Source organism: Psychrobacter sp. N25K4-3-2 (genome assembly GCF_015351755.1).
In the GTDB taxonomy this organism is placed as follows: Bacteria; Pseudomonadota; Gammaproteobacteria; order Pseudomonadales; family Moraxellaceae; genus Psychrobacter; species Psychrobacter glaciei.
The window spans coordinates 1,116,336-1,135,927 of record NZ_JADKLX010000001.1 but is presented as its reverse complement, the minus strand read 5'-3'; the positions used below and the strand labels follow the sequence as shown (position 1 = coordinate 1,135,927).

Below are 19,592 nucleotides of genomic sequence, written 5' to 3'. Positions count from 1 at the left end.
GGTAGCCCAGATAGTTCAAGGCTTAACAGAAACAATCAAATAAATAAGCACCATTAAATTAATCACACTTAATCAAAAAAGGAGCCAATCATGGCGTCTATTATCAATCAAGAAATCCCAGAATTTTCAGCAGATGCATATGTAAACGGTGAGTTCAAAACCATCACTTCAGAAGATGTAAAAGGTAACTGGGCGATCTTCTTATTCTACCCAGCTGACTTTACTTTTGTTTGCCCAACTGAGCTTGAAGACATGGCAAACCATTACGAAGAGCTACAAGGTTTGGGCGTAGAAGTATACTCAGTATCGACTGACACTCATTTCACGCATAAAGCATGGCATGATTCTTCAGACGCAATTGGTAAAGTAAACTATCCAATGATCGGCGATCCTACTGGTAAAATCACTCGTGGTTTTAACGTGATGATCGAAGAAGCAGGCCTAGCTGAGCGCGGTACTTTCTTAATCGATCCAGACGGTTTGATTCAGGTTGCTGAGATTCATGCTGGCGGTATTGGCCGTAGCGCAAAAGACATGCTGCGTAAAGTAAAAGCGGCACAATATGTCCGTGAAAACGACGGTGAAGTTTGCCCAGCAGCTTGGGAACAAGGCGGCGATACATTGAAGCCAAGTCTTGACCTAGTCGGTAAGATCTAGGTTAGTAAAACCTAAGTAGTTATCCAACTATTTAGAGAAACGTGGCGCTGTTTTTATTATTTTATAATTTGAACCAGCGCTATAAGTAAAGACCCCATCAGCCTACGTTGATGGGGTCTTTTTATATCTTAATTTAAAGTTTTATTAGTTTTATTTATCGATAATAAATAAGCGATTACGCTTGAGATTGTACTTTATTCTTATCTATGGTTTTGTAAATCTCATCTTTGAGCTGTAGCTTGCGCCGTTTCATTTGTTCGATTTCTTCATCGCGGCTGGCGTGTTTGACCACGTCATTCTCAAGCTTATCAATTTGCCTGTCCAGTATAGTATGTTCATCGAAGATACTCGCAAAGTGCGCATCTTTTTGCTTGAGCTCATCGATGATGTCGCTGTGATCTTGCCATTTATCAGTCATGGTCATGTTGTCATCCTTGTTATTTAGCGTGTGCTTAGCATAAGCAGTGACGCGTTGTGGTTAAGACAGATTATGATTGTGAGACTTGTTGATTATAAAATTAAGATTTATAAAACTAAATGTAAGAAATTCTTAGCAGTAATTTTGAGGTGTATCCTCAATCTGAACGAAAGTGCTCAGATAGGATAAAGATGAGGACACGCCCCTAATAAATGAAGCATTAAGCGTGAGATTGTGTTTTGTTTTTATCAATTATTTTATAAATTTCATCTTTAAGGTGTAGTTTTCGACGCTTCATTTGTTCTATTTCATCGTCACAGCTGCTATGTTTTATCAAATCCTTTTCGAGATAATTGATCTTCTCATCCAGCTGAGTATGCTCAGCAAAAATACTCGCAAAATGGCTGTCTTTTTGCTTAAGTTCAGCGATAATTTCTTTGTTATCTAGCCTTGTATCAGTCTTTCTCATCTGGTCATCCTTGTTATGAAGCGCAAGCTAACGATCAGCATCAGCGCATTGTCGTTAAGATTTATGATTGTGAGACTTGATTATTACTCAACCAAACCACTATTACGCTCAATAGTGATAAGGCTTAATACAAGCAGAAATAGCCTTTGATAAGCACGCATAAAAGCCAATCTTCCGCTAGGAAACAGGAATTATTCCTATTGCTCTTATTCGATTGTAGCGAAAAAATCATCTTGATACTATGATAATAATCCTCTTATAAGTTTAAATTTAATTATAAATTACAATTAATGATTGGTTTTATAAAACATAAGGTTTGGGTTTCTCAGCTTGCTCAAATCTATGAAACCTATGATAATAGGGACATCAAAAGGCAAAAGCCTTATCCAAATAACACTTTAAACGATATCACTTACTACAGATTTTCCATCTTTAAACGTGCAACCGCTTAGTTGCCGTTACATATTAAATAATAATGAGGAACAAACATGATAGATCAAAGTTTATTAGATGCCATCAAGAGCTATAGCGAAAACATGACCCGTCCAATTACCTTTGTCTTAGGTAATGGCACGCATGAAAAGCGGGCAGAGTTGATTGACTTTTTAACCAAAATCGCTGGTACGACTGACAAAATTAATTTTGATGCAGAAGCGATTGATGAGAGCTTGCCTAGTGCGATTAGTTTTAAAGTCGTCAGCCATGCTGATGACGCGTTGACTGACACTGGTATCGTCTTTAGCGGTATTCCTGGTGGTCATGAGTTTACCTCGCTTATCTTGGCAATCTTGCAAGCGGGTGGTCATACGCTAAAACTAGACGAAGGTATTCAAAAATTAGTCAAACGCTTTAATAAGCCGTTACAGTTCCAGACCTATGTGTCATTGTCTTGCCACAGTTGCCCAGAAGTCGTGCAAGCGTTGAATCAATTTGCCTTATTGAATGACGACATCAGTAATGAGATGATCGACGGTGCATTATTCCAAGAGCAAGTAGAAGCGAATAACATCCAAGGAGTTCCAGCGGTATTTTTAAACGGTAAGCCGTTTGCTAATGGACTAATTGATACGGCTAAGTTGATTGGAAAATTGCAAGAGCAGTTCCCTGACTTGTTGTCAGAAGTGGAAGATGACGCTGAGCAATTAGAACAACAGGATGTCACTATCATTGGCGCTGGTCCTGCTGGGGTCGCTGCTGCCATTTATACCGCGCGTAAAGGTCTAAAAGTGACCATGGTCGCTGATCGTATCGGTGGACAGGTCAAAGATACGCAAGATATCGAAAACTTGATTTCTGTACCATTGACGACAGGTACACATCTATCAGCAGACTTCGTCAAACATTTAGGCGAATACAACATCACGCTAAAAGAGCACGTCAGCGTTAAAGAAATCGGCGAGACTGTCGATGAAAACTATAGTATTCATCTAAATACGGGTGAGACTTTTGAGACGCGCAGTATTATCTTAGCGACGGGTGCCCAATGGCGCAAGCTTGGTGTACCAGGTGAAGAAGAGAATATTGGTAAAGGCGTGGCTTTCTGTGCCCACTGTGACGGCCCGTTCTTTAAAGGTAAAGAAATCTCTGTCATCGGTGGCGGTAACTCTGGTGTCGAAGCGGCGTTAGACCTTGCCGGTATCGTGAAGCATGTAACCGTGCTTGAGTTCGCTGATGAGTTAAAAGCGGATCAGGTATTGATCAACAAAGCCAAAGAGAGATCAAACATCGAGTTCATCACTGGGGCGGCGACCAAAGAGATTAAGGCCACTGATGGTAAAGTCAGCTCTATCGTCTTTGAAGATCGCAAAACAGGTGAAACCCATGAGCGTGATTTGTCCGGTGTCTTTGTACAGATTGGTTTAGTACCCAATACTGGATTTATCAAAGGCTTCGTTGATTTAAACCGCTTTGGTGAAATTGAGATTGATGAGCGCTGCCGTACGGATCGCAAAGGTATCTTTGCTTGTGGTGACGTCACGACTGTGCCATTTAAGCAGATTAACATCGCGATGGGTGAGGGTAGTAAAGCAGCATTATCAGCGTTTGAATACTTGGTTATGCAGTAAGTTATTCGGTTTTAGTTTAAGCATAAAAAGCCACCTCGGTTGAGGTGGTTTTTTTATGGGTATATATAAACGCTGCTTCATGAAAGCCATTTTAAATATAAGTATTAAATGACAGACTGCTATTGACCTACTAGCCCATTTGGGCAACTATAGTTATGTTTATACCAATACACCCTATATACCTTCGCAAAAACATAAAATAAGACACTACTCTATGAATTTTGAACAAGCTTTTAAAAATATTGACAACCTACTTTATAAAGACTCAGGCGCAGATAGTGAACTGGACTACATCGGTCAAACCTCTTGGGTGATGTTTCTACGTTATTTAGACGAGTTAGAGCAAGATAAGGCGGACGAAGCCGAGCTACGGGGAGAAGACTACTCGTTTATTTTAGAGGACAAGTTCCGCTGGCCAAATTGGGCAATGCCAAAGGACGTTGATGGCAAGCTTGACCACCATATAGCCATGACAGGGCCAGATTTGGTGCAATTCGTTGATTATGAGTTGTTTCCTTATCTGGCAGGGTTTAAGAAAACAGCGGACAATCCCAAAACCATTGAATATAAAATTGGTGAAATATTCTCTGAGCTCAAAAACAAAATCCAAAGTGGCTATATTTTGCGTGAGATTTTGGAATATGCAGACGAGCTACCGTTTCGTGCATCAAAAGACAAGCACGAACTGAGTCATCTGTATGAAACCAAGATTAAAAACATGGGCAACGCTGGGCGTAATGGTGGACAGTACTATACGCCAAGACCTTTGATTCGTGCAATGATTCAAGTGATAGATCCAAAAATTGGTGAGACTATCTATGACGGTGCAGCGGGGTCATGCGGATTCTTATGTGAGTCATACGAGTATATGTACGAGCGTATGGACAAAACCACAGACAATCTAAAGACGCTGCAAGAAGATACGCTATACGGCAAAGAGAAAAAGAACCTCGCCTATGTGATCGGTATTATGAATATGATACTACATGGCATTGAGGCGCCCAATCTGGTGCATACCAATACCTTGAGCGAAAGTATCCGTGATATTCAAGAAAAAGACCGTCATCATGTGATATTAGCCAATCCGCCATTCGGTGGCAAAGAGCGTCAAGAGGTACAGCAAAACTTCGATATCAAAACAGGTGAGACCGCCTCACTTTTCTTACAGCACTTTATCAAAAGCCTAAAAACTGGCGGACGCGCGGCTATCGTCATCAAAAACACCTTTTTGAGTAATACCGATAATGCCTCCACAGCATTGCGAGAGCATTTATTAAACAGCTGTAATCTACATACTATCTTGGATATGCCAGCAGGGACGTTTACGGGCGCTGGGGTAAAAACGGTAGTGCTGTTCTTCACTAAGGGCGAGCCAACCAAAAATATTTGGTACTACCAATTAAACGCTGGCAGAAACATGGGTAAGACCAATCCGCTCAATGATAAAGATATGGCGGAGTTTTTAGAACTACAAAAAACCAAGCCTGAAACTGAAAAGTCTTGGGTTTATAAAGTCAGTGAGTTAGACGAAGAGACGTTAGATTTATCACCCAAAAATCCAAACTTACCTGAGGAAGCGCCGCTGCGTAGTCCGACTGAGATACTCGCCGAGATGCAAGCACTAGATGAAGACACTAATGAGATATTGGCTCAAATTAAGGAGTTGATATAAATGATTGAGCTAAAGAAATTCGGAGAAGTATGTGATTTTGTTAGAGGTCCGTTTGGTGGTAGCCTCAAAAAGAGTTGTTTTGTAGAAGAAGGTTATGCTGTTTACGAACAACAACATGCAATCTATAACCAATTTTCAGACATTAGATATTTCGTTACTGAAGATAAATTTAATGAAATGAAAAGATTTGAGCTCAAACCTAATGATTTGATTATGAGTTGTTCTGGGACAATGGGAAAAGTTGCAATTGTTCCAGAAGGTATTCAAAAAGGTATAATTAATCAAGCTTTGTTAAAGTTGACGCCAAAAGATTTTCTTGATATCGAATATTTAAAATACTGGATGAGTAGTCCTGATTTCGATAACCGTATTGAAGAAAATACAGTAGGTGCTGCAATTAAAAATGTAGCTTCTGTTAAAATCTTAAAACAGATTGATGTTCCAGTCCCACCTCTTGAAGAACAAAAAAAAATCGTTGCAATTCTTGATGATGCGTTTGAAGCGATAGACCAAGTGCAAGCCAATATAGCAAAAAATATTGAAAACGCTAAAGAGCTGTTTCAATCTAAACTAAATGAGATATTTAGTCAAAAGGGTGAGGGTTGGGAGGAGAAGAGTTTGGGTGAGGTTTCGACAGTATTAAATGGTTTTGCATTTAAAAGTAAAGATACCGTTACACACTCTGATACTCAGCTTTTGAGAATGGGCAATCTTTATAAAAATGTCTTAGACCTTACTAGAAATCCTGTTTTCTATCCAGATAAATTTGCAACCGATTACAATAAGTATGTTCTAAATGCTGGTGATTTAATTATGTCTTTAACTGGCACAGTAGACAAAACTGATTATGGTTATACTGTTGAAGTACCTGAAACAAATATTCATTTACTATTAAATCAACGCATTATGAAAATAGATGTAATTGATGAAGATGCCTTAGATAAGAAGTTTTTAAGGCATTATTTACAGTCAAAAACTTTTCTTGAAACATTGTATGCTACGGCTAGTGGTACAAGACAGGCGAACTTATCAAGTAAAACTATTTTGACACTTGTAATTAACTTTCCTAAAGATTTAGCAAAGCAGGAAGAATTAGTTTATCTAATTGAAGCGCTTAAAGATTTTACCTTAAACTTAGAAATAGATTATCAACAAAAACTAACCAACCTTGAAGACCTTAAAAAATCCCTGTTAGAAAAAGCTTTTGCTGGCGAGTTGACCCATAAGGATATGACCGTATGAACGAAGCGCAAACCAAACACGACTTAATTGAACCCGCACTACGCGCCGCAGGCTGGGGCGTGGTCGAGGGCAGTCGTTTACGTTTGGAGTTTCCGATTACCAAAGGTCGGCTCATTGGTCAAGGCCGCCGCGCTAAACCCTTATTCGCAGATTACGTTTTAGAATATAAAAATAGACATATTGGCGTGATCGAAGCCAAAAAAAGAGACGACTATTATACTCAAGGGCTAGGGCAAGCCAAAGACTATGCCGAACGCCTAAATATTCGTTTTACTTACTGCACCAATGGCTTAAAGATTTATAGCGTCGATATGCAAAAAGGAGTAGAAGGTGATGTCTTAATCTTCCCTAGCCCTGATGAGCTATGGGAGATGACCTATCCGACACCTATTGATATAGAAAAGGTTGAAATCGCCAATTGGAAACAGCGCCTATTTGCTATCCCCTTTGAAGACCGTGGCGGCACTTGGCAACCGCGTTATTATCAACAAAACGCCATTGCCAAAGTACTTGAAGCCATCGCAGAAAAACGAGATAGAATCCTACTTACCTTGGCTACTGGCACAGGCAAAACCGCCATTGCCTTTCAGGTCGCATGGAAACTGTTTCATGCCAAATGGAATCTAAGACGCGATGGCTCAAGACGACCTCGCATTCTATTTTTAGCAGACCGCAACATATTAGCAGACCAAGCATTTAACTCCTTCAATGCCTTTGATGAAGATGCCTTAGTACGTATCAAACCTAGCGAGATTAAAAAAGCAGGGCGTATTCCTAAAAACGGTAGCGTCTTTTTTACTATTTTTCAGACCTTTATGAGTGGCCCCAACGACTCACCGTATTTTGGCGAATATCCGCCAGATTTCTTTGATTTTATTATCATTGACGAGTGTCATAGAGGCGGCGCTAATGACGAAAGCTCATGGCGAGCTATTATGGAGTATTTTTCGCCTGCGGTTCAGTTAGGACTGACTGCCACCCCAAAACGCGATGTCAATGTGGACACCTACCATTACTTTGGTGAGCCCGTCTATAGCTACAAGTTAAAAGAGGGGATCAATGACGGGTTTTTGACCCCTTTTAAGGTCAAAGAGATTGCCACCACCCTTGATGACTATACCTATACCTCCGATGACACCGTAGAAGGTGATATTGAAGAAGGCCGTGAATATACCGAAGCCGATTTCAATAGAGTCATCGAAATCAAAGCGCGAGAAGAATATCGAGTCAAGCTGTTCATGGATTTGATCAATCAAAATCAGAAAACCTTGGTTTTTTGTGCGACCCAGATTCATGCTGCCGCCGTCAGAGATTTAATCAATCAATATGCTACTAGCATCAACTCAAACTATTGCCATAGAGTCACTGCCGACGATGGCAAAATCGGCGAGAGGCACCTAAGAGATTTTCAAGACAATGAAAAAAGTATCCCTACCATTTTGACCACGTCGCAAAAACTAAGTACAGGCGTTGATGCGCCAGAGATTAGAAACATTGTATTGATGCGTCCTATCAACTCTATGGTAGAGTTCAAACAAATCGTCGGTCGTGGCACGCGCTTGTTCGATGGTAAAGATTACTTTACTATTTACGACTTTGTCGATGCTCATAATCACTTTCAAGACCCTGAATGGGATGGCGAACCTATTGAGCCTGAAGGTGAAGGCGGCGGTCCAAGACCCTGCAATATATGCGGCGAGCACCCTTGTCTTTGTGAAAAACCAGAACCTGAACCTTGCTCTGAATGTGGTAATGTCCCCTGCGTCTGTGAAATATCATCTAAAAAGATGATTAAAGTGACTTTGTCTGATCACAAAGTACGTGAAATCGACTCAATGATTAAAACGTCATTTTGGAGTCCGTCAGGCAAGCCGATATCAGCGATAGAATTTATCAAACAACTCTTTGACGACTTACCAGCATTTTTTAAGAACGAGAGTGAACTTCGCAAAATTTGGAGTTTACCGAGTACAAGAAGAAAGCTGCTGACTGACTTGAGTGAAAAAGGGTATACCAACTCTCAATTAGAGGATTTGCAACATCTGATTCATGGTGAAGATAGCGACCTGTTTGATGTATTAAGCTATGTCGCTTATCACAAAGACCTCGTTCCAAGAGTAGAGAGAGCAGGAAAAGCCAAAATTTATTTGCACGACTATAGCAAGAACCAGCAAGAATTTTTAAACTTTGTCTTAGAGCAGTATGTCAAACAAGGGGTTAGTGAACTCGATGACACCAAACTTCCAGACTTGCTAGAGCTTAAGTACCAAGCAATAGCAGACGCAAAAAGAGAACTTGGTGATATAAAATCGATTAGAGATACGTTTGTTAAATTTCAAGAGCATCTCTATGAAGAAAAAATGATAAGTTAAAGTTTTTATATGTTTAATAGTCTAAATACTCTATCAAAAAGACCATTTCAGCTAATGAAATGGTCTTTTTTTATAACAGCTACTGTTAGTTTTTATTCCGAATCAACGCAATAACCGGAATCGCAATAACATACATCAATACGCCATACAAGGCAGCAGGTAGAGCTATGGCAGGCAGACCAACAGCCGTTCCCATAATGATGGGCGCTAAAGTAATGGCCGTTGTACTGTTCTGAATACTGGTCTCTATCGATACTGTCTTGGTATCAAACCAACTGAGCTTTAATACTCTAGACGTCAACATACTCAAAGCAAATAAAATCACGATAATAAGGACAAGCTCCAGCCCGATTACTGTGGCTTGCGATTTGAGTAATTCCCAATTAGAGGCGACCGCTGCCAAGACGATTAATACAAAGAAGACACTGGCTATACCATTTAAAATGCTGCTTTTGCGCACCATGAAATCAGTGAATTTGCGTCGAGCCAGCATACCGAGGGTAACGGGCAACGTTGTCAATAAAAACATCACCAGACCAATTTTTACCGCGCTGATAGAGCCTGCTTGGTCTTGCATAAAATGGTCAAAGGCTAAGGTAATTAATATCGGCAAAGTGACGACTGATAGCAGACTGACCACGCCGGTCAGTGCGACAGACAGTGCGACATTGCCTTTAGCATAAAAGGTCAGCATATTGCTGGTCACACCGCCTGGACAAAAACTAATCAGCATAATACCGAAGGCGATGGTTGGCGGTGGCATTGTGATTAACACGACTGCTAACGCTACCAAAGGCACAAAAATGACTTGATTGATAAGGCCGACAAAGAAGGCTTTGGGGTGAGTGGCGATCACTTTAAAATCGCTAAGTTTTAGCCCTGTCCCTAGGGTAAACATAATATAAGCAAGGGCTAATGGGAGTAGGGCTAAGGCAATATTACTCATAAAACTTCCTTGTAAATTTAAAAGTCGTATTAATAGGGCTTTTTAATAGATCACATTCCTTGTGCTTCTATCATCTTAAACGGTATTAAAAATTTAGCAAACGTTTCACCTTTAGGCTGATTCAGTTTAAATCAGCCAACACTCCAACTACCGATATTATCTTGCCTGCTTCATCTTCTTTGATTACGCGTGTCTCTTTTAAAGCTGAATCGATCCAAGCTTGTATATGAGGATTGTTTAACATCGTCTCACAGTACTGTTTAGTCGTCGGCTTTAATTCTATGCTGGAGGCATCAGCATAGGTTTGCAAGCGTAGCACTACTGGCGCAAAAAAAGCATCGGCAGCAGTGAATTGACCAAAAAGGTAGCTGTCTTTTGAGCGATTTTTTAAGCAATCCGCAAAAATCTCTTCGATACGAGCAATATCAGTAAGGCAAGCATCGCTCGGTTGTATCTTAGCAGTCGCTCTGATATTCATCGGCATCTCGCTACGAATTCCCGTTAGACCGGAATGCATCTCAGCGACGATGCTTTGGCAATAGGCGCTATTTATTCTGATGCTAGTATGGCTTTTAGTCTCAGAATTACTCAGTCCTGTCCAAACATCTATGTCGGTAAAATAATCATTGATATGCATGGTAATCGCTAAGGTATCCCAAACCGTAACCTTTTCATCATTTTCACCATAAACCAAAACGGGCACTTTGCCTGTTGGCGCATGCTCATCGAGAATTGATGTTGCTGAAGGATGAAACAATTCGATAAGCTGCTCATTGAAGTCAACATTGAAGGCTTTAAGTAATAGCCAAGCTCGCAATGACCATGATGAATAGTTTTTATTGCCGATGATGAGAAGTGGTTTTTGCATCATAAAGTCCTATTAAATTGTATAAATAAAATTTAATTATGTACCCAATGTTGAAAATAGACCAGTCTATAGTTTAGTAATATTAAAAAAAACGCCCATCCAAATTTTGAATGAGCATTTCTTTAAAACAATGGCACGTTTATTTAGACTAATATCAATCGTCTAACAAGTCCATGCGCTTAGCGGCTTCGTAGATACCCGTTGAGCGGTTACCCGTACGGCAAAATATTAACACTGGTTGCTCAGCTTGATTAAAGAAGTCAGCAAACTCCTCAACGTGGTTTTGATTGAGCTCACTACCAGCAAATGATACTTCTTTATAAGCAAGTCCTGCTTCTTTAGCAGCTGCTTCGATATCAGCGCTGGTAGGTTGTCCAGGCTCTTCGCCATCAGGACGATTATTGATAATGGTTTTGAAGCCGTTTTCGGCAAGCATAGGGACTTGATCAGGGGTAATTTGTCCCGTAATACTGATTTCGTGGCTCATAAGAGCTCCTTTTATTGTTTATATGAAAGAGTGAGATGTAAAGTGTAGGAATACAGCATCTAAGCCTAGGCTTATTGCAGTCACTTCTAAAGAGAAGGTGTGTAAGCGTTATTGCCGTTTTATAGCAGCCCTTGCATCAATGCGCTTTGATAAAGCAGTTTGGCGCGAGCACCAGTACCACAAAACATCAATATGGGCTTGGGCATTGAGTGATAAAAGACGGCAAACTGTTCTACGGTCAGCATACTTAGGCGCTCATCATCAAAGGGTAGGTGATGATACGTCAGATTTGCCTGCTTCGTTGCAGTCGCCAATTCACAGCTATTAGGCTGTGTCTCGATCTCAGCATCTGGGCGTATATTGAGTACTGAGCGATAGCCCAGCTCAGCAATTTTGACACATTGGCTTGGGTATATTTGCTTATAAATCGTTAAATCATCGGTCATAAAAAGGGTCATTTACGTTTATTAAAAAATGTTAAAAACACTAAAGCGTCGATTTGACGTCTAAATGTTGTCTTATTTTAGTTCGGCTTGATTTAGTTTGTTTAGATTGAGTGCAGCCATACAACAAGCTAGCATACTATACTCTCTATCATAACGATATTTTGTTGCAGACATCAATAGTGATTGTATGGTTGACGAAAATAGTAGGGCGTATTTATATTTGCTTTAGAGCATTGACGGCATCCATAGTACTGAGGTACACCTGTCCTGATAGCTCAGCAATCAGCGGAGTGTGTTCGATGACATCCATGACTGGGCCTTTAATAAAGCTAAAGTGTAAATGCTTGTTTTGCAGGGCCAGCTCTTGATTTAAGGTGCTGAGCATTTCCTGCGCGGTCAGATCAATGTGATTGACCGCGGCCATAATGAGAATCAGCTCATGCGCTTCGGGATATTGTTGTAAGGCATTTAAGATGCGCCGATGTACCGATTCGCTATTACCAAAAAACAGACTCTCATCGATACGTAACATCAATAAATTATGAAAAGTGACGACATCGTGGCGATTGATATTGCGAAAGTGTCCTGTCCCAGCCAATTGTCCGACGATGGCGACGTGTGGTTGACTCGATTGCCAGATGAGACTGGCAAATGACACCATGAGACCGATGACCAGTCCGGTATTCAGCCCAAATATTAGTACCCCTACAAACGCTGCGATAAAGCTTGCACCGTCTAAGCGATCCCGTTGCCAAGCGGACTTTAAGGTCGCAATATCGATCAAGCCAATGATGGATGCCATGATGGTTGCGCCAAGCAAGGCGTAAGGCAGCGGCGCAAGTGCACTATTAAAGGCGATTAATGCGGCAATCATCACCAGCACCGTCATCAGGCTGGCGAGTGGAGTTTTGGCACCTGAGTCGACGTTGATTGCCGTCCGTGAAAACCCGCCTGCCACGGCAAAGCTCTGAAAAAATCCACCAGAAAGATTGGCGAGTCCAAGCCCTGTCAGCTCACGATTAGCATCAAACTTCTCACCGCGCAGTCGCGCATAGGTGCTGGCGACGGAACTGCTAGAGACAAAGATAATAAGCGCCATCAATCCTGCGGTTGGTAACAGTTTGAGCGCTTCTTGGATGTCTGGTATATGAGGCAGTGTAAAACGTGGTAACCCTTGCGGAATATTACCGATAGTCGCCACGCCACGCGCGTCCCAATGCAGTGCCATACTGAGTAAAATGGCAATGCCGAGCAAAATAAGGGGAAACAAGCGTTCTGCCCATTTGGCAGATGAGGATGACAGCCACGTTCGCCACACCCATTTGCTACCGTAGCGATTTGCGACCAAGAGCGCAAAAGCGATCACGCCAATCAACAAGGTCAACGGATGTAGCTGGCGCGCATATAACTGCATGGTCGATAAATAACCGATTAGGCTGCTGCCCGCGATCGGGATATCCGTTAAGTATTTGAGCTGACTGACGAAAATGAGAACCGCCGCACCGCTTACAAATCCTGCCGATACGCCGCGACTGATAAACTGCATAATCCAGCCAAGCTTGAGCTGTCCTGCGATCCAAAGCAGTGACCCCACCATCAGTGCCAATAGACTTGCCATTAGGGCATACTGCTCAGTGCCTTGCTCAGCGTAAGGCAACAAACTACTGGCAGTCATAATAGCGGTGATGGCCACCGGTCCGACCGCTTGTACATTGCTAGAGCCAAGCCAAGCATAGACGATGACAGGCACAATCGCAGCGTACAGACCATAGACGGGCGGCAAGCCTGCAAGTACGGCGTAGCCTAGGCTTTGCGGTATCACCAGTACGCCCACCACCAGCCCAGCGATGACGTCAGTTGGCAAGGCAGCCAGCTGATACTGGCGCAGCCAAGTGGGAATGAGGCGAGCAGCGATAGAGGTCATATCAATACGTCATCACAATAAATAAAGTTAAAAACAGCTAAGAACTCAATAACCAGTTAAGTATCTGTTTTGGCACAAAAGCGTTGATAAAGTAGCTCTAAGACCGCTAAGGCATCGTCGCTGGCGATGCTATAGTAAATTTGCTTACCGTCGCGCCGTGTCGCGACCAGCTCATCCTTGCGCAATATGCCTAACTGCTGCGATAAGCTTGGCTGTCCAACACCGACCAAGCCCTCAAGCTCACCAACGCAATACTCACCTTGAGTCAATTGACAGAGAAGGAGTAAGCGATCAGGATGCGAGAGTGACTTTAGTAATTGGCTGGCTTGTAGCGATGCTTGTTGCATCTGTTTGGCCAGATCTAGCGGTACAGAGTCTGCGTTATTGACTGACATAGGGTCGGCCTTACTGTCAGTAGAGGTAGCCAATGCTGAGGTAGAAGTTGTCAGAGTGAGCTCCTTATATAAAACCAGGATAAAGGTCGCGTGGTTTTTATAAAAGTGATGAGTGATTACCGTTAATTATCAATGATATCGCAGCTTACATCAAGTTATATTTATTTACATTATATAATTTGATAAATTGTATTGTGATTGCTATATTGGTATTAACGTTAAGAAAGCATGTTAAAAAGGCATGCTAAAAATTTGACCGCTGATGTTGTCGGCGGCGTTGATATTAACTGCAATAATTTATAAACATTCAATATGCATTAGTTTTTGAATTAAATATTGTATATGACGATCCATTATACTTAAAGAATGGTTCGAAGGTTAAAACAATCCTATAAAAGCAAAGAGGCAGCTATGCAAGTTCATTCTTTTTTAGATAGTGATACAGAAACTTATACTCACGTTATCGCTGATACCGAACAGAAACTGTGCGCCATTGTCGATCCTGTACTGAACTTTGATGCCAAGTCAGGCAGAACGAGTACCAGTAGTGTGGATGAAGTGATTGAGTTCGTACGTGAGCAGGGCTGGGCGCTTAAATATATTATCGAGACGCATGCGCATGCAGACCATCTATCTGCTGCTATTCATGTAAAAGAAAGCCTTGGTGGACAATTAGTAATTGGTCAGCATATTACCGAAGTACAAAAAATCTTTAAGCAAATTTTTAACTTTGACACCAGTTTTCGTACCGATGCCAGTCAGTTTGATATTTTGACCGACGAGGGTGAAACACTAGCGCTTGGCGGTATCACCATTACAGCCATGTATGTACCCGGTCACACACGGGCAGACATGGCTTATCTGGCGACTGACGATGAAAAGACAGTGGTATTCGTTGGAGATACCTTGTTCGCACCTGATGTCGGTACAGCACGCTGCGACTTCCCCGGCGGCGATGCCAAAACGCTCTATCAGTCTATTCAAAAGCTGTTGGCGCTTCCTGAAGATACAGTCATGTATCTGTGCCATGATTATCCAGGTGAAGGCCGTAAGCACTGTCCAACGGCGACTGTTGCTGCACAAAAACTAGAAAATATCCATGTTAAAGACAGTATAAATGAAGCCGAGTTTGTGCAGATGCGTGAGCGCCGCGATGCGACTTTGGGTATGCCACGCCTTATCATTCCTGCCGTGCAAATTAATATTGATGCAGGACATTTCCCAGAGCCAGAAGACAATGGTACGCGCTATTTGAAAGTGCCGATCAATGTCCTTGGTGAATAAACTATAGTGAGTGAAAAGTAATATTGATACATCACTCACTGCTGATATCAATTTTTCTTGCTTGCTGTGCCTGCGCAGACAGAGGCGACAAAAAATTGATATCAGCAATACCGTCGCGTTTTTAGAATATTTTGACTATAAAATATCCTGACTATAAATAGTGCAATAAGTGATAACTGCCATCTTATGCCTCACTACGCAAGTATCGTATGATTGATATCTATCAGAATGCTACTCTGTAGATTATCTGCTGTACAGAAGCTTGGTATGAATATCCACAAGCGCTAAATATGGCAATGACTGGAGAGAATAATGAACCCTTATGAGCGTTATGTATTGCCCAAGCTGATAGATGTTGCTTGTAGTACAGGTAACGTGATGAAAGCACGTTCTAAAATTGTTCCTCAGGCGTTGGGCGAGGTATTAGAAATCGGGATTGGCAGTGGTCTTAATTTGCAATTTTATGATGCCAAAAAGGTTTCTTCTATTATCGGTGTCGACCCAGCGGCTCAGATGCAGACGTTAGCACGCAAGCGCGCAGCTGACATTAGTATTCCAGTTGAAGTGATAGCCGTTGATGTCCAAGGCATTCATGCGGATATGGATCAATTTGATACGATTGTGATGACCTTTACCCTATGTAGTATTGATGAGCCAATAGCTGCACTTCGAGAAATGGCGCGCGTGTTAAAACCTAGCGGTCGCTTGTTGTTTTGTGAGCATGGCTTAGCGCCAGATTTTTCTGTTGAGCGATGGCAGCATCGACTGACGCCTTTTTGGAAACCGATGGCGGGTGGTTGTCATTTAGATCGCGATATTCCAGCGCTGATTAGAGAAGGTGGTTTTGTCATTGACGAGTTGAGTGAAGAGTATTTGCCCGGGCCAAGACCGATGAGCTATGTGTATAGTGGCGTGGCACAGCAAGTGGCGTAGAGAATCATTATAATCGACTATGCTAAAATTGCTCGTAAAACCAATTCAAATAGCTTTTAGTTAAAAATATCAAAGTCGAATTTTCGAGACCGTAAAATAATTAGAATAGGAATCATATGATGAGTGAGCAAAGTTTTCATCTGGTCTGTCCCCATTGCCAAGCAACCAACCGTGTACCTGCTGCACGGCTAAGCGCTGCACCGAAATGCGGTAAATGTAGTCAGCCATTATTGACAGCAAGTCCGCATGAGCTGAACGCGCAAACAGCCAATAAAGTTATCCAAAAAAATGAGGTGCTGACCATCGTTGATTTTTGGGCAAGCTGGTGTCAGCCTTGTATTATGATGGCACCAGAGTTCAAAGTCGCTGCTGGTCAGCTGCCGCAAGTGGTCTTTGCCAAAGTGCAAACGGATAAATATGAGCAGGCGGCCGCTCCCTATAATATTCGCAGTTTACCAACGATGGTGGCCTTCAAAAATGGCAAAGAGGTCGCGCGTCAATCAGGGGCGCTGCCTAGCAATCAAATCGTCCAATGGGTGCAAAGCTTACGCTGATCGTCGCTGATGGCTCAATTGATTATGTTTGTTAGGTGGGATAAAAGTCGTTAAAAAAGCCAATATGCAGATCGCATATTGGCTTTTTCATTGTGTGGTCGCGCCATCTTAATCATTTAAACAGCTTTTGCTTAATGTTACTCACCATAAATCTTAACACCATTGGCAAAGCTACAACGTTGAATACGCGCCGATTGGACAATCGCATCACGCTCGCCATAAAGCCGTGACAACTTGGCATCGCGGGCTTTGGTATTGTTACTTTTGCCAACACCAAAGCTGATATTCGGTGAGATGCCCCAGCGGCCTGCAGAAACCCCAACACCCACACCCGAAGCGGACAAGGTTGATTGCTCATTACGAGTGGCGTCAACATAGCGATTGACACGGACGTACTCTTGACTCAGTGCTTGGCAATCATAGCTCTGATAAGTGCTTGGCGGCACATATTGCGGCGTGATATTGCCAGTAGAAGCGCAGCCTGAGAGACCCAACATGCCGGCTGATGCCAATAGTGTCGCTATAGTAAAAGTTTTCATAATGGCTCCATAGGGCTAAGTGGGGGTATGTGGCGTCGTCACGATTTTAAGTAAAATCATCGTGATGGCTTTGCTTATAGTCATCTGCTTGCAAACCTCTGTTCTTAATAACGAGCATGCAAGGCATTGTATTTATTTAAGATAGCAAAAATACTGGAATTAAGATATTAAAAATACACGCCCTAGTAGCCATTCATTCTGCAATCGTTCTATCTAAGATCAGTCAGATATAAAGTGACGATTAAAATAAATTATCAGGTTTGCTAAAGGCCAGTAACACAATACCAATATAAGCCACGGCAGCGATAAGAATGCCAGTTTTGGTTTGACCGGGTGTTGCGTGAGTTTGAAAGGCTTTTATACTGGCACTAATAGCCGCCACGAGTAAGATTATTTTGGCGAAGACCCATTGTACAGGCGCATTGGCATTCATCAGTTGCATCAGCATTATAGCCCCTGAGAGGATGAGCAGCGCATAGAGGACATGGGTGGCTATTTTGACCACGCGCGGCGCTCGTATATTGGCGTTTAATGCGAGATAGCTTTGGTATAAAAATAGCACAATCACCAATACTGCCATGAGCATATGTAAATGTTTCATTGGATGTCATTTCCTTTAACGGCGCAATTTGTAAGTCTGTAAAAAGTCACGCGATGTAGGGTTTTTAAATGGCTACCACACCGTGAGCAAAGTATTTTTATGATTGTTATTTAACTAAAACTTCGTTAGCTAAAGTACATCTAAGCTTTATTTTGTCCGGCACATAACGGGCTATCAGGGCTTTGACCTTGCCATTCGATTGGCGTAAAAGCATGAATCGCTAAGGCATGTACCTGACCACCCTGAGAGGTCAATAAAGCATTAACCAAGCCATATGCCAGCTGATGACGCGCTACTAAGCGCTTGCCTTCAAAAGCGTCACTCACGATAGTCAGTTTAAAGTGGCTTTCTTTACCATCGAAGTAACCAGAGTGATTCATCGATTCATTAATCAATTCGATATGTTGTGGTTGTAATACCTGTAGCTCATGTTGGAGGGCATCAGCAGTGGGTGAGTGGGTACTCATAAGAATCCTTTGTTTTGTGTTGCTTAGCAAGCTTTGAAGCAATATTTGAGACCGTGTGGTGACCATTATAACAGACGCTGACAACTGTACAGAAAGCTATTGGGTAGACCATAGCACATGCGACAGTTTTAAAGTAATACAGCCAGATTCTGCGCCAAAAATACAAAAAAGCAGAGCGCAACCCATGGGTTATACTCTGCTTTTGGTAAGCTATCAACCTCTATGTAAGACATTGATAGCTGACAGCCAGTAACTACTAGCCAAAATAGCTATTAGCGACGTGATTTTTGATACAGCGGCATCACTTTAGGCATCAATGCTTGCAATTGGCTAATGCGATTACTACTGGTTGGGTGAGTACTTAAGAACTGTGGTGGCTCACCTTGGCTGGCGCGCTGCATTTTTTGCCATAAGCTGATAGCCGCTTGAGGATTGTAGCCTGCACGTGCCATCAGCTCGAGACCGATTTGGTCGGCTTCAGCTTCTTGGGTGCGACTGTGTGGACGACTCAAACCTAAATCTCCAGCAACGTTCGCTAGATCAGCCTGACCTTGTGATAGACCAAAGATACTTGCTGCGACGCCAATACCGGTCTGAGTAGCATACTCGCGTGAGAGACGCTCACGTGAGTGCTCACGCAGGGCATGAGACATCTCATGACCCATAATCGCGGCAATTTCATCATCCGTGAGATTTAAGCGATCAATAATGCCCGAGTAAAACATAATTTTGCCACCCGGCATAACAAAGGCGTTTAGCTCGTTGGATCTAATGGTATGTACTTCCCATTTCCAATTAGCTGCATCAGGGCGGTATACGCCTACTTGACCGATGAGGCGGTTAGAGATATTTTTTAAACGATTGAGCTGAGCTTTATTGGTGTCGAGCACACCGCGTTTGCTTGCTTCTTGCAAGTTTTTATTATAGCTTTGCGCTGATAGCTGCTGTACTTGCTCGCTAGAAACCAAGAGTAGCTGTTGACGATCGACGCCGACCGCGCCACTGTTGGTGGTGCTGGTGCAGCCAGTCAAAGTAAGTGCCGATAATGACGCGGCCATCACGGTGGTGGTAAGCAATTTTCTCATGATAAACATCCTCGCTGTAAATGATAAAAAGTAAAGTTAAACAAAGTTAGTAATAGCGGAGTAGGCCGGTAACAGCAGAGCTGATAGAAGGGCAGTTTATTATTGAAGTTTTACTACCGTCTACCGATCTACTTAATCAGTAAAATTTTACCTGAATGGTAACAGGC

Annotated in this window: 20 protein-coding genes; 8 read left to right on the top strand and 12 right to left on the bottom strand. The window is 42.3% G+C overall.

The window, feature by feature from the left end:
• Positions 1-90 precede the first annotated feature (90 nt).
• Positions 91-657 carry an alkyl hydroperoxide reductase subunit C gene (ahpC, locus tag IOD06_RS04580; protein WP_010201562.1) on the top strand — a complete coding sequence of 189 codons (567 nt, stop codon included), beginning with the start codon at positions 91-93 and terminating at the stop codon, positions 655-657.
• A gap of 175 nt (positions 658-832) precedes the next feature.
• Here the strand turns inward: ahpC and IOD06_RS04575 are convergent, their stop codons facing one another.
• Positions 833-1,081: a YdcH family protein gene (locus IOD06_RS04575; RefSeq protein WP_189585550.1), complete on the bottom strand. Its 249-nt coding sequence runs from the start codon at positions 1,079-1,081 to the stop codon at positions 833-835.
• A 214-nt stretch (positions 1,082-1,295) separates the two neighbouring features.
• Positions 1,296-1,544 carry a YdcH family protein gene (locus tag IOD06_RS04570; protein WP_010201558.1) on the bottom strand — a complete coding sequence of 83 codons (249 nt, stop codon included), beginning with the start codon at positions 1,542-1,544 and terminating at the stop codon, positions 1,296-1,298.
• 488 nt (positions 1,545-2,032) lie between these two features.
• On the opposite strand from IOD06_RS04570, the gene ahpF reads away from it, so the two are divergent.
• From ahpF to hsdR, 4 genes are all read left to right on the top strand, one after another.
• Positions 2,033-3,610 carry an alkyl hydroperoxide reductase subunit F gene (gene ahpF, locus IOD06_RS04565; protein WP_194619415.1) on the top strand — a complete coding sequence of 526 codons (1,578 nt, stop codon included), beginning with the start codon at positions 2,033-2,035 and terminating at the stop codon, positions 3,608-3,610.
• 214 nt (positions 3,611-3,824) lie between these two features.
• Positions 3,825-5,282 carry an N-6 DNA methylase gene (locus IOD06_RS04560; protein ID WP_194619413.1) on the top strand — a complete coding sequence of 486 codons (1,458 nt, stop codon included), beginning with the start codon at positions 3,825-3,827 and terminating at the stop codon, positions 5,280-5,282.
• Complete coding sequence (locus tag IOD06_RS04555; RefSeq protein ID WP_194619410.1) at positions 5,283-6,524, top strand: restriction endonuclease subunit S; 1,242 nt, start codon at positions 5,283-5,285, stop codon at positions 6,522-6,524.
• Positions 6,521-8,896 (top strand): EcoAI/FtnUII family type I restriction enzme subunit R, encoded by a 2,376-nt coding sequence (gene hsdR / locus IOD06_RS04550; RefSeq protein WP_194619408.1) that lies wholly within the window; start codon positions 6,521-6,523, stop codon positions 8,894-8,896. Before IOD06_RS04555 ends, hsdR begins: the two co-directional genes overlap by 4 nt.
• 85 nt (positions 8,897-8,981) lie before the next feature.
• On the opposite strand, the gene IOD06_RS04545 is transcribed toward hsdR, so the two are convergent.
• From IOD06_RS04545 to IOD06_RS04520, 6 genes are all read right to left on the bottom strand, one after another.
• Positions 8,982-9,842: a bile acid:sodium symporter family protein gene (locus tag IOD06_RS04545; RefSeq protein WP_194619406.1), complete on the bottom strand. Its 861-nt coding sequence runs from the start codon at positions 9,840-9,842 to the stop codon at positions 8,982-8,984.
• 121 nt (positions 9,843-9,963) lie between these two features.
• Positions 9,964-10,710 carry a glutathione S-transferase family protein gene (locus IOD06_RS04540; protein ID WP_194619404.1) on the bottom strand — a complete coding sequence of 249 codons (747 nt, stop codon included), beginning with the start codon at positions 10,708-10,710 and terminating at the stop codon, positions 9,964-9,966.
• Between the two features lie 154 nt (positions 10,711-10,864).
• Positions 10,865-11,197 (bottom strand): TIGR01244 family sulfur transferase, encoded by a 333-nt coding sequence (locus tag IOD06_RS04535; RefSeq protein ID WP_010201553.1) that lies wholly within the window; start codon positions 11,195-11,197, stop codon positions 10,865-10,867.
• Between the two features lie 119 nt (positions 11,198-11,316).
• Positions 11,317-11,643, bottom strand: coding sequence for a sulfur transferase domain-containing protein (locus tag IOD06_RS04530; RefSeq protein ID WP_194619402.1), 327 nt, complete (start codon positions 11,641-11,643; stop codon positions 11,317-11,319).
• Between the two features lie 214 nt (positions 11,644-11,857).
• Positions 11,858-13,567, bottom strand: a complete 1,710-nt coding sequence (locus tag IOD06_RS04525; protein WP_194619400.1) for a SulP family inorganic anion transporter — start codon at positions 13,565-13,567, stop codon at positions 11,858-11,860.
• 56 nt (positions 13,568-13,623) lie between these two features.
• Positions 13,624-13,962, bottom strand: coding sequence for a helix-turn-helix transcriptional regulator (locus tag IOD06_RS04520; RefSeq protein ID WP_228293161.1), 339 nt, complete (start codon positions 13,960-13,962; stop codon positions 13,624-13,626).
• A gap of 411 nt (positions 13,963-14,373) precedes the next feature.
• On the opposite strand from IOD06_RS04520, the gene IOD06_RS04515 reads away from it, so the two are divergent.
• From IOD06_RS04515 to trxC, 3 genes are all read left to right on the top strand, one after another.
• Complete coding sequence (locus IOD06_RS04515) at positions 14,374-15,246, top strand: MBL fold metallo-hydrolase (protein ID WP_010201548.1); 873 nt, start codon at positions 14,374-14,376, stop codon at positions 15,244-15,246.
• 312 nt (positions 15,247-15,558) lie between these two features.
• Positions 15,559-16,179 carry a class I SAM-dependent methyltransferase gene (locus tag IOD06_RS04510; protein ID WP_194619398.1) on the top strand — a complete coding sequence of 207 codons (621 nt, stop codon included), beginning with the start codon at positions 15,559-15,561 and terminating at the stop codon, positions 16,177-16,179.
• Positions 16,180-16,298: 119 nt separating this feature from the next.
• On the top strand, positions 16,299-16,733 hold the full coding sequence (gene trxC / locus IOD06_RS04505; protein ID WP_194619396.1) for a thioredoxin TrxC: 435 nt from the start codon (positions 16,299-16,301) through the stop codon (positions 16,731-16,733).
• A gap of 137 nt (positions 16,734-16,870) precedes the next feature.
• Here trxC and IOD06_RS04500 read toward each other — a convergent pair whose 3' ends face one another.
• The 4 genes from IOD06_RS04500 to IOD06_RS04485 all read right to left on the bottom strand — a co-directional run bounded on the left by IOD06_RS04500 (position 16,871) and on the right by IOD06_RS04485 (position 19,425).
• Positions 16,871-17,272, bottom strand: a complete 402-nt coding sequence (locus IOD06_RS04500; RefSeq protein ID WP_010201538.1) for a hypothetical protein — start codon at positions 17,270-17,272, stop codon at positions 16,871-16,873.
• Between the two features lie 241 nt (positions 17,273-17,513).
• Entirely contained in the window at positions 17,514-17,873 is a 360-nt protein-coding gene (locus IOD06_RS04495) for a SirB2 family protein (RefSeq protein ID WP_194619394.1), read from the bottom strand.
• A gap of 140 nt (positions 17,874-18,013) precedes the next feature.
• Positions 18,014-18,340, bottom strand: a complete 327-nt coding sequence (locus IOD06_RS04490; RefSeq protein WP_194619392.1) for a BolA family transcriptional regulator — start codon at positions 18,338-18,340, stop codon at positions 18,014-18,016.
• Positions 18,341-18,612: 272 nt separating this feature from the next.
• Entirely contained in the window at positions 18,613-19,425 is an 813-nt protein-coding gene (locus IOD06_RS04485; protein WP_189585530.1) for a M48 family metallopeptidase, read from the bottom strand.
• Between the last annotated feature and the right edge of the window lie 167 nt (positions 19,426-19,592).

Excerpts from the sequence above, each read along its gene's own strand:
- ahpC (WP_010201562.1), top strand. The coding sequence starts at position 91 with ATGGCGTCTATTATCAATCAAGAAATCCCAGAATTTTCAGCAGATGCA.
- IOD06_RS04575 (WP_189585550.1), bottom strand. The coding sequence starts at position 1,081 with ATGACCATGACTGATAAATGGCAAGATCACAGCGACATCATCGATGAG.
- IOD06_RS04570 (WP_010201558.1), bottom strand. The coding sequence starts at position 1,544 with ATGAGAAAGACTGATACAAGGCTAGATAACAAAGAAATTATCGCTGAA.
- ahpF (WP_194619415.1), top strand. The coding sequence starts at position 2,033 with ATGATAGATCAAAGTTTATTAGATGCCATCAAGAGCTATAGCGAAAAC.
- IOD06_RS04560 (WP_194619413.1), top strand. The coding sequence starts at position 3,825 with ATGAATTTTGAACAAGCTTTTAAAAATATTGACAACCTACTTTATAAA.
- IOD06_RS04555 (WP_194619410.1), top strand. The coding sequence starts at position 5,283 with ATGATTGAGCTAAAGAAATTCGGAGAAGTATGTGATTTTGTTAGAGGT.
- hsdR (WP_194619408.1), top strand. The coding sequence starts at position 6,521 with ATGAACGAAGCGCAAACCAAACACGACTTAATTGAACCCGCACTACGC.
- IOD06_RS04545 (WP_194619406.1), bottom strand. The coding sequence starts at position 9,842 with ATGAGTAATATTGCCTTAGCCCTACTCCCATTAGCCCTTGCTTATATT.
- IOD06_RS04540 (WP_194619404.1), bottom strand. The coding sequence starts at position 10,710 with ATGCAAAAACCACTTCTCATCATCGGCAATAAAAACTATTCATCATGG.
- IOD06_RS04535 (WP_010201553.1), bottom strand. The coding sequence starts at position 11,197 with ATGAGCCACGAAATCAGTATTACGGGACAAATTACCCCTGATCAAGTC.
- IOD06_RS04530 (WP_194619402.1), bottom strand. The coding sequence starts at position 11,643 with ATGACCGATGATTTAACGATTTATAAGCAAATATACCCAAGCCAATGT.
- IOD06_RS04525 (WP_194619400.1), bottom strand. The coding sequence starts at position 13,567 with ATGACCTCTATCGCTGCTCGCCTCATTCCCACTTGGCTGCGCCAGTAT.
- IOD06_RS04520 (WP_228293161.1), bottom strand. The coding sequence starts at position 13,962 with ATGTCAGTCAATAACGCAGACTCTGTACCGCTAGATCTGGCCAAACAG.
- IOD06_RS04515 (WP_010201548.1), top strand. The coding sequence starts at position 14,374 with ATGCAAGTTCATTCTTTTTTAGATAGTGATACAGAAACTTATACTCAC.
- IOD06_RS04510 (WP_194619398.1), top strand. The coding sequence starts at position 15,559 with ATGAACCCTTATGAGCGTTATGTATTGCCCAAGCTGATAGATGTTGCT.
- trxC (WP_194619396.1), top strand. The coding sequence starts at position 16,299 with ATGAGTGAGCAAAGTTTTCATCTGGTCTGTCCCCATTGCCAAGCAACC.
- IOD06_RS04500 (WP_010201538.1), bottom strand. The coding sequence starts at position 17,272 with ATGAAAACTTTTACTATAGCGACACTATTGGCATCAGCCGGCATGTTG.
- IOD06_RS04495 (WP_194619394.1), bottom strand. The coding sequence starts at position 17,873 with ATGAAACATTTACATATGCTCATGGCAGTATTGGTGATTGTGCTATTT.
- IOD06_RS04490 (WP_194619392.1), bottom strand. The coding sequence starts at position 18,340 with ATGAGTACCCACTCACCCACTGCTGATGCCCTCCAACATGAGCTACAG.
- IOD06_RS04485 (WP_189585530.1), bottom strand. The coding sequence starts at position 19,425 with ATGAGAAAATTGCTTACCACCACCGTGATGGCCGCGTCATTATCGGCA.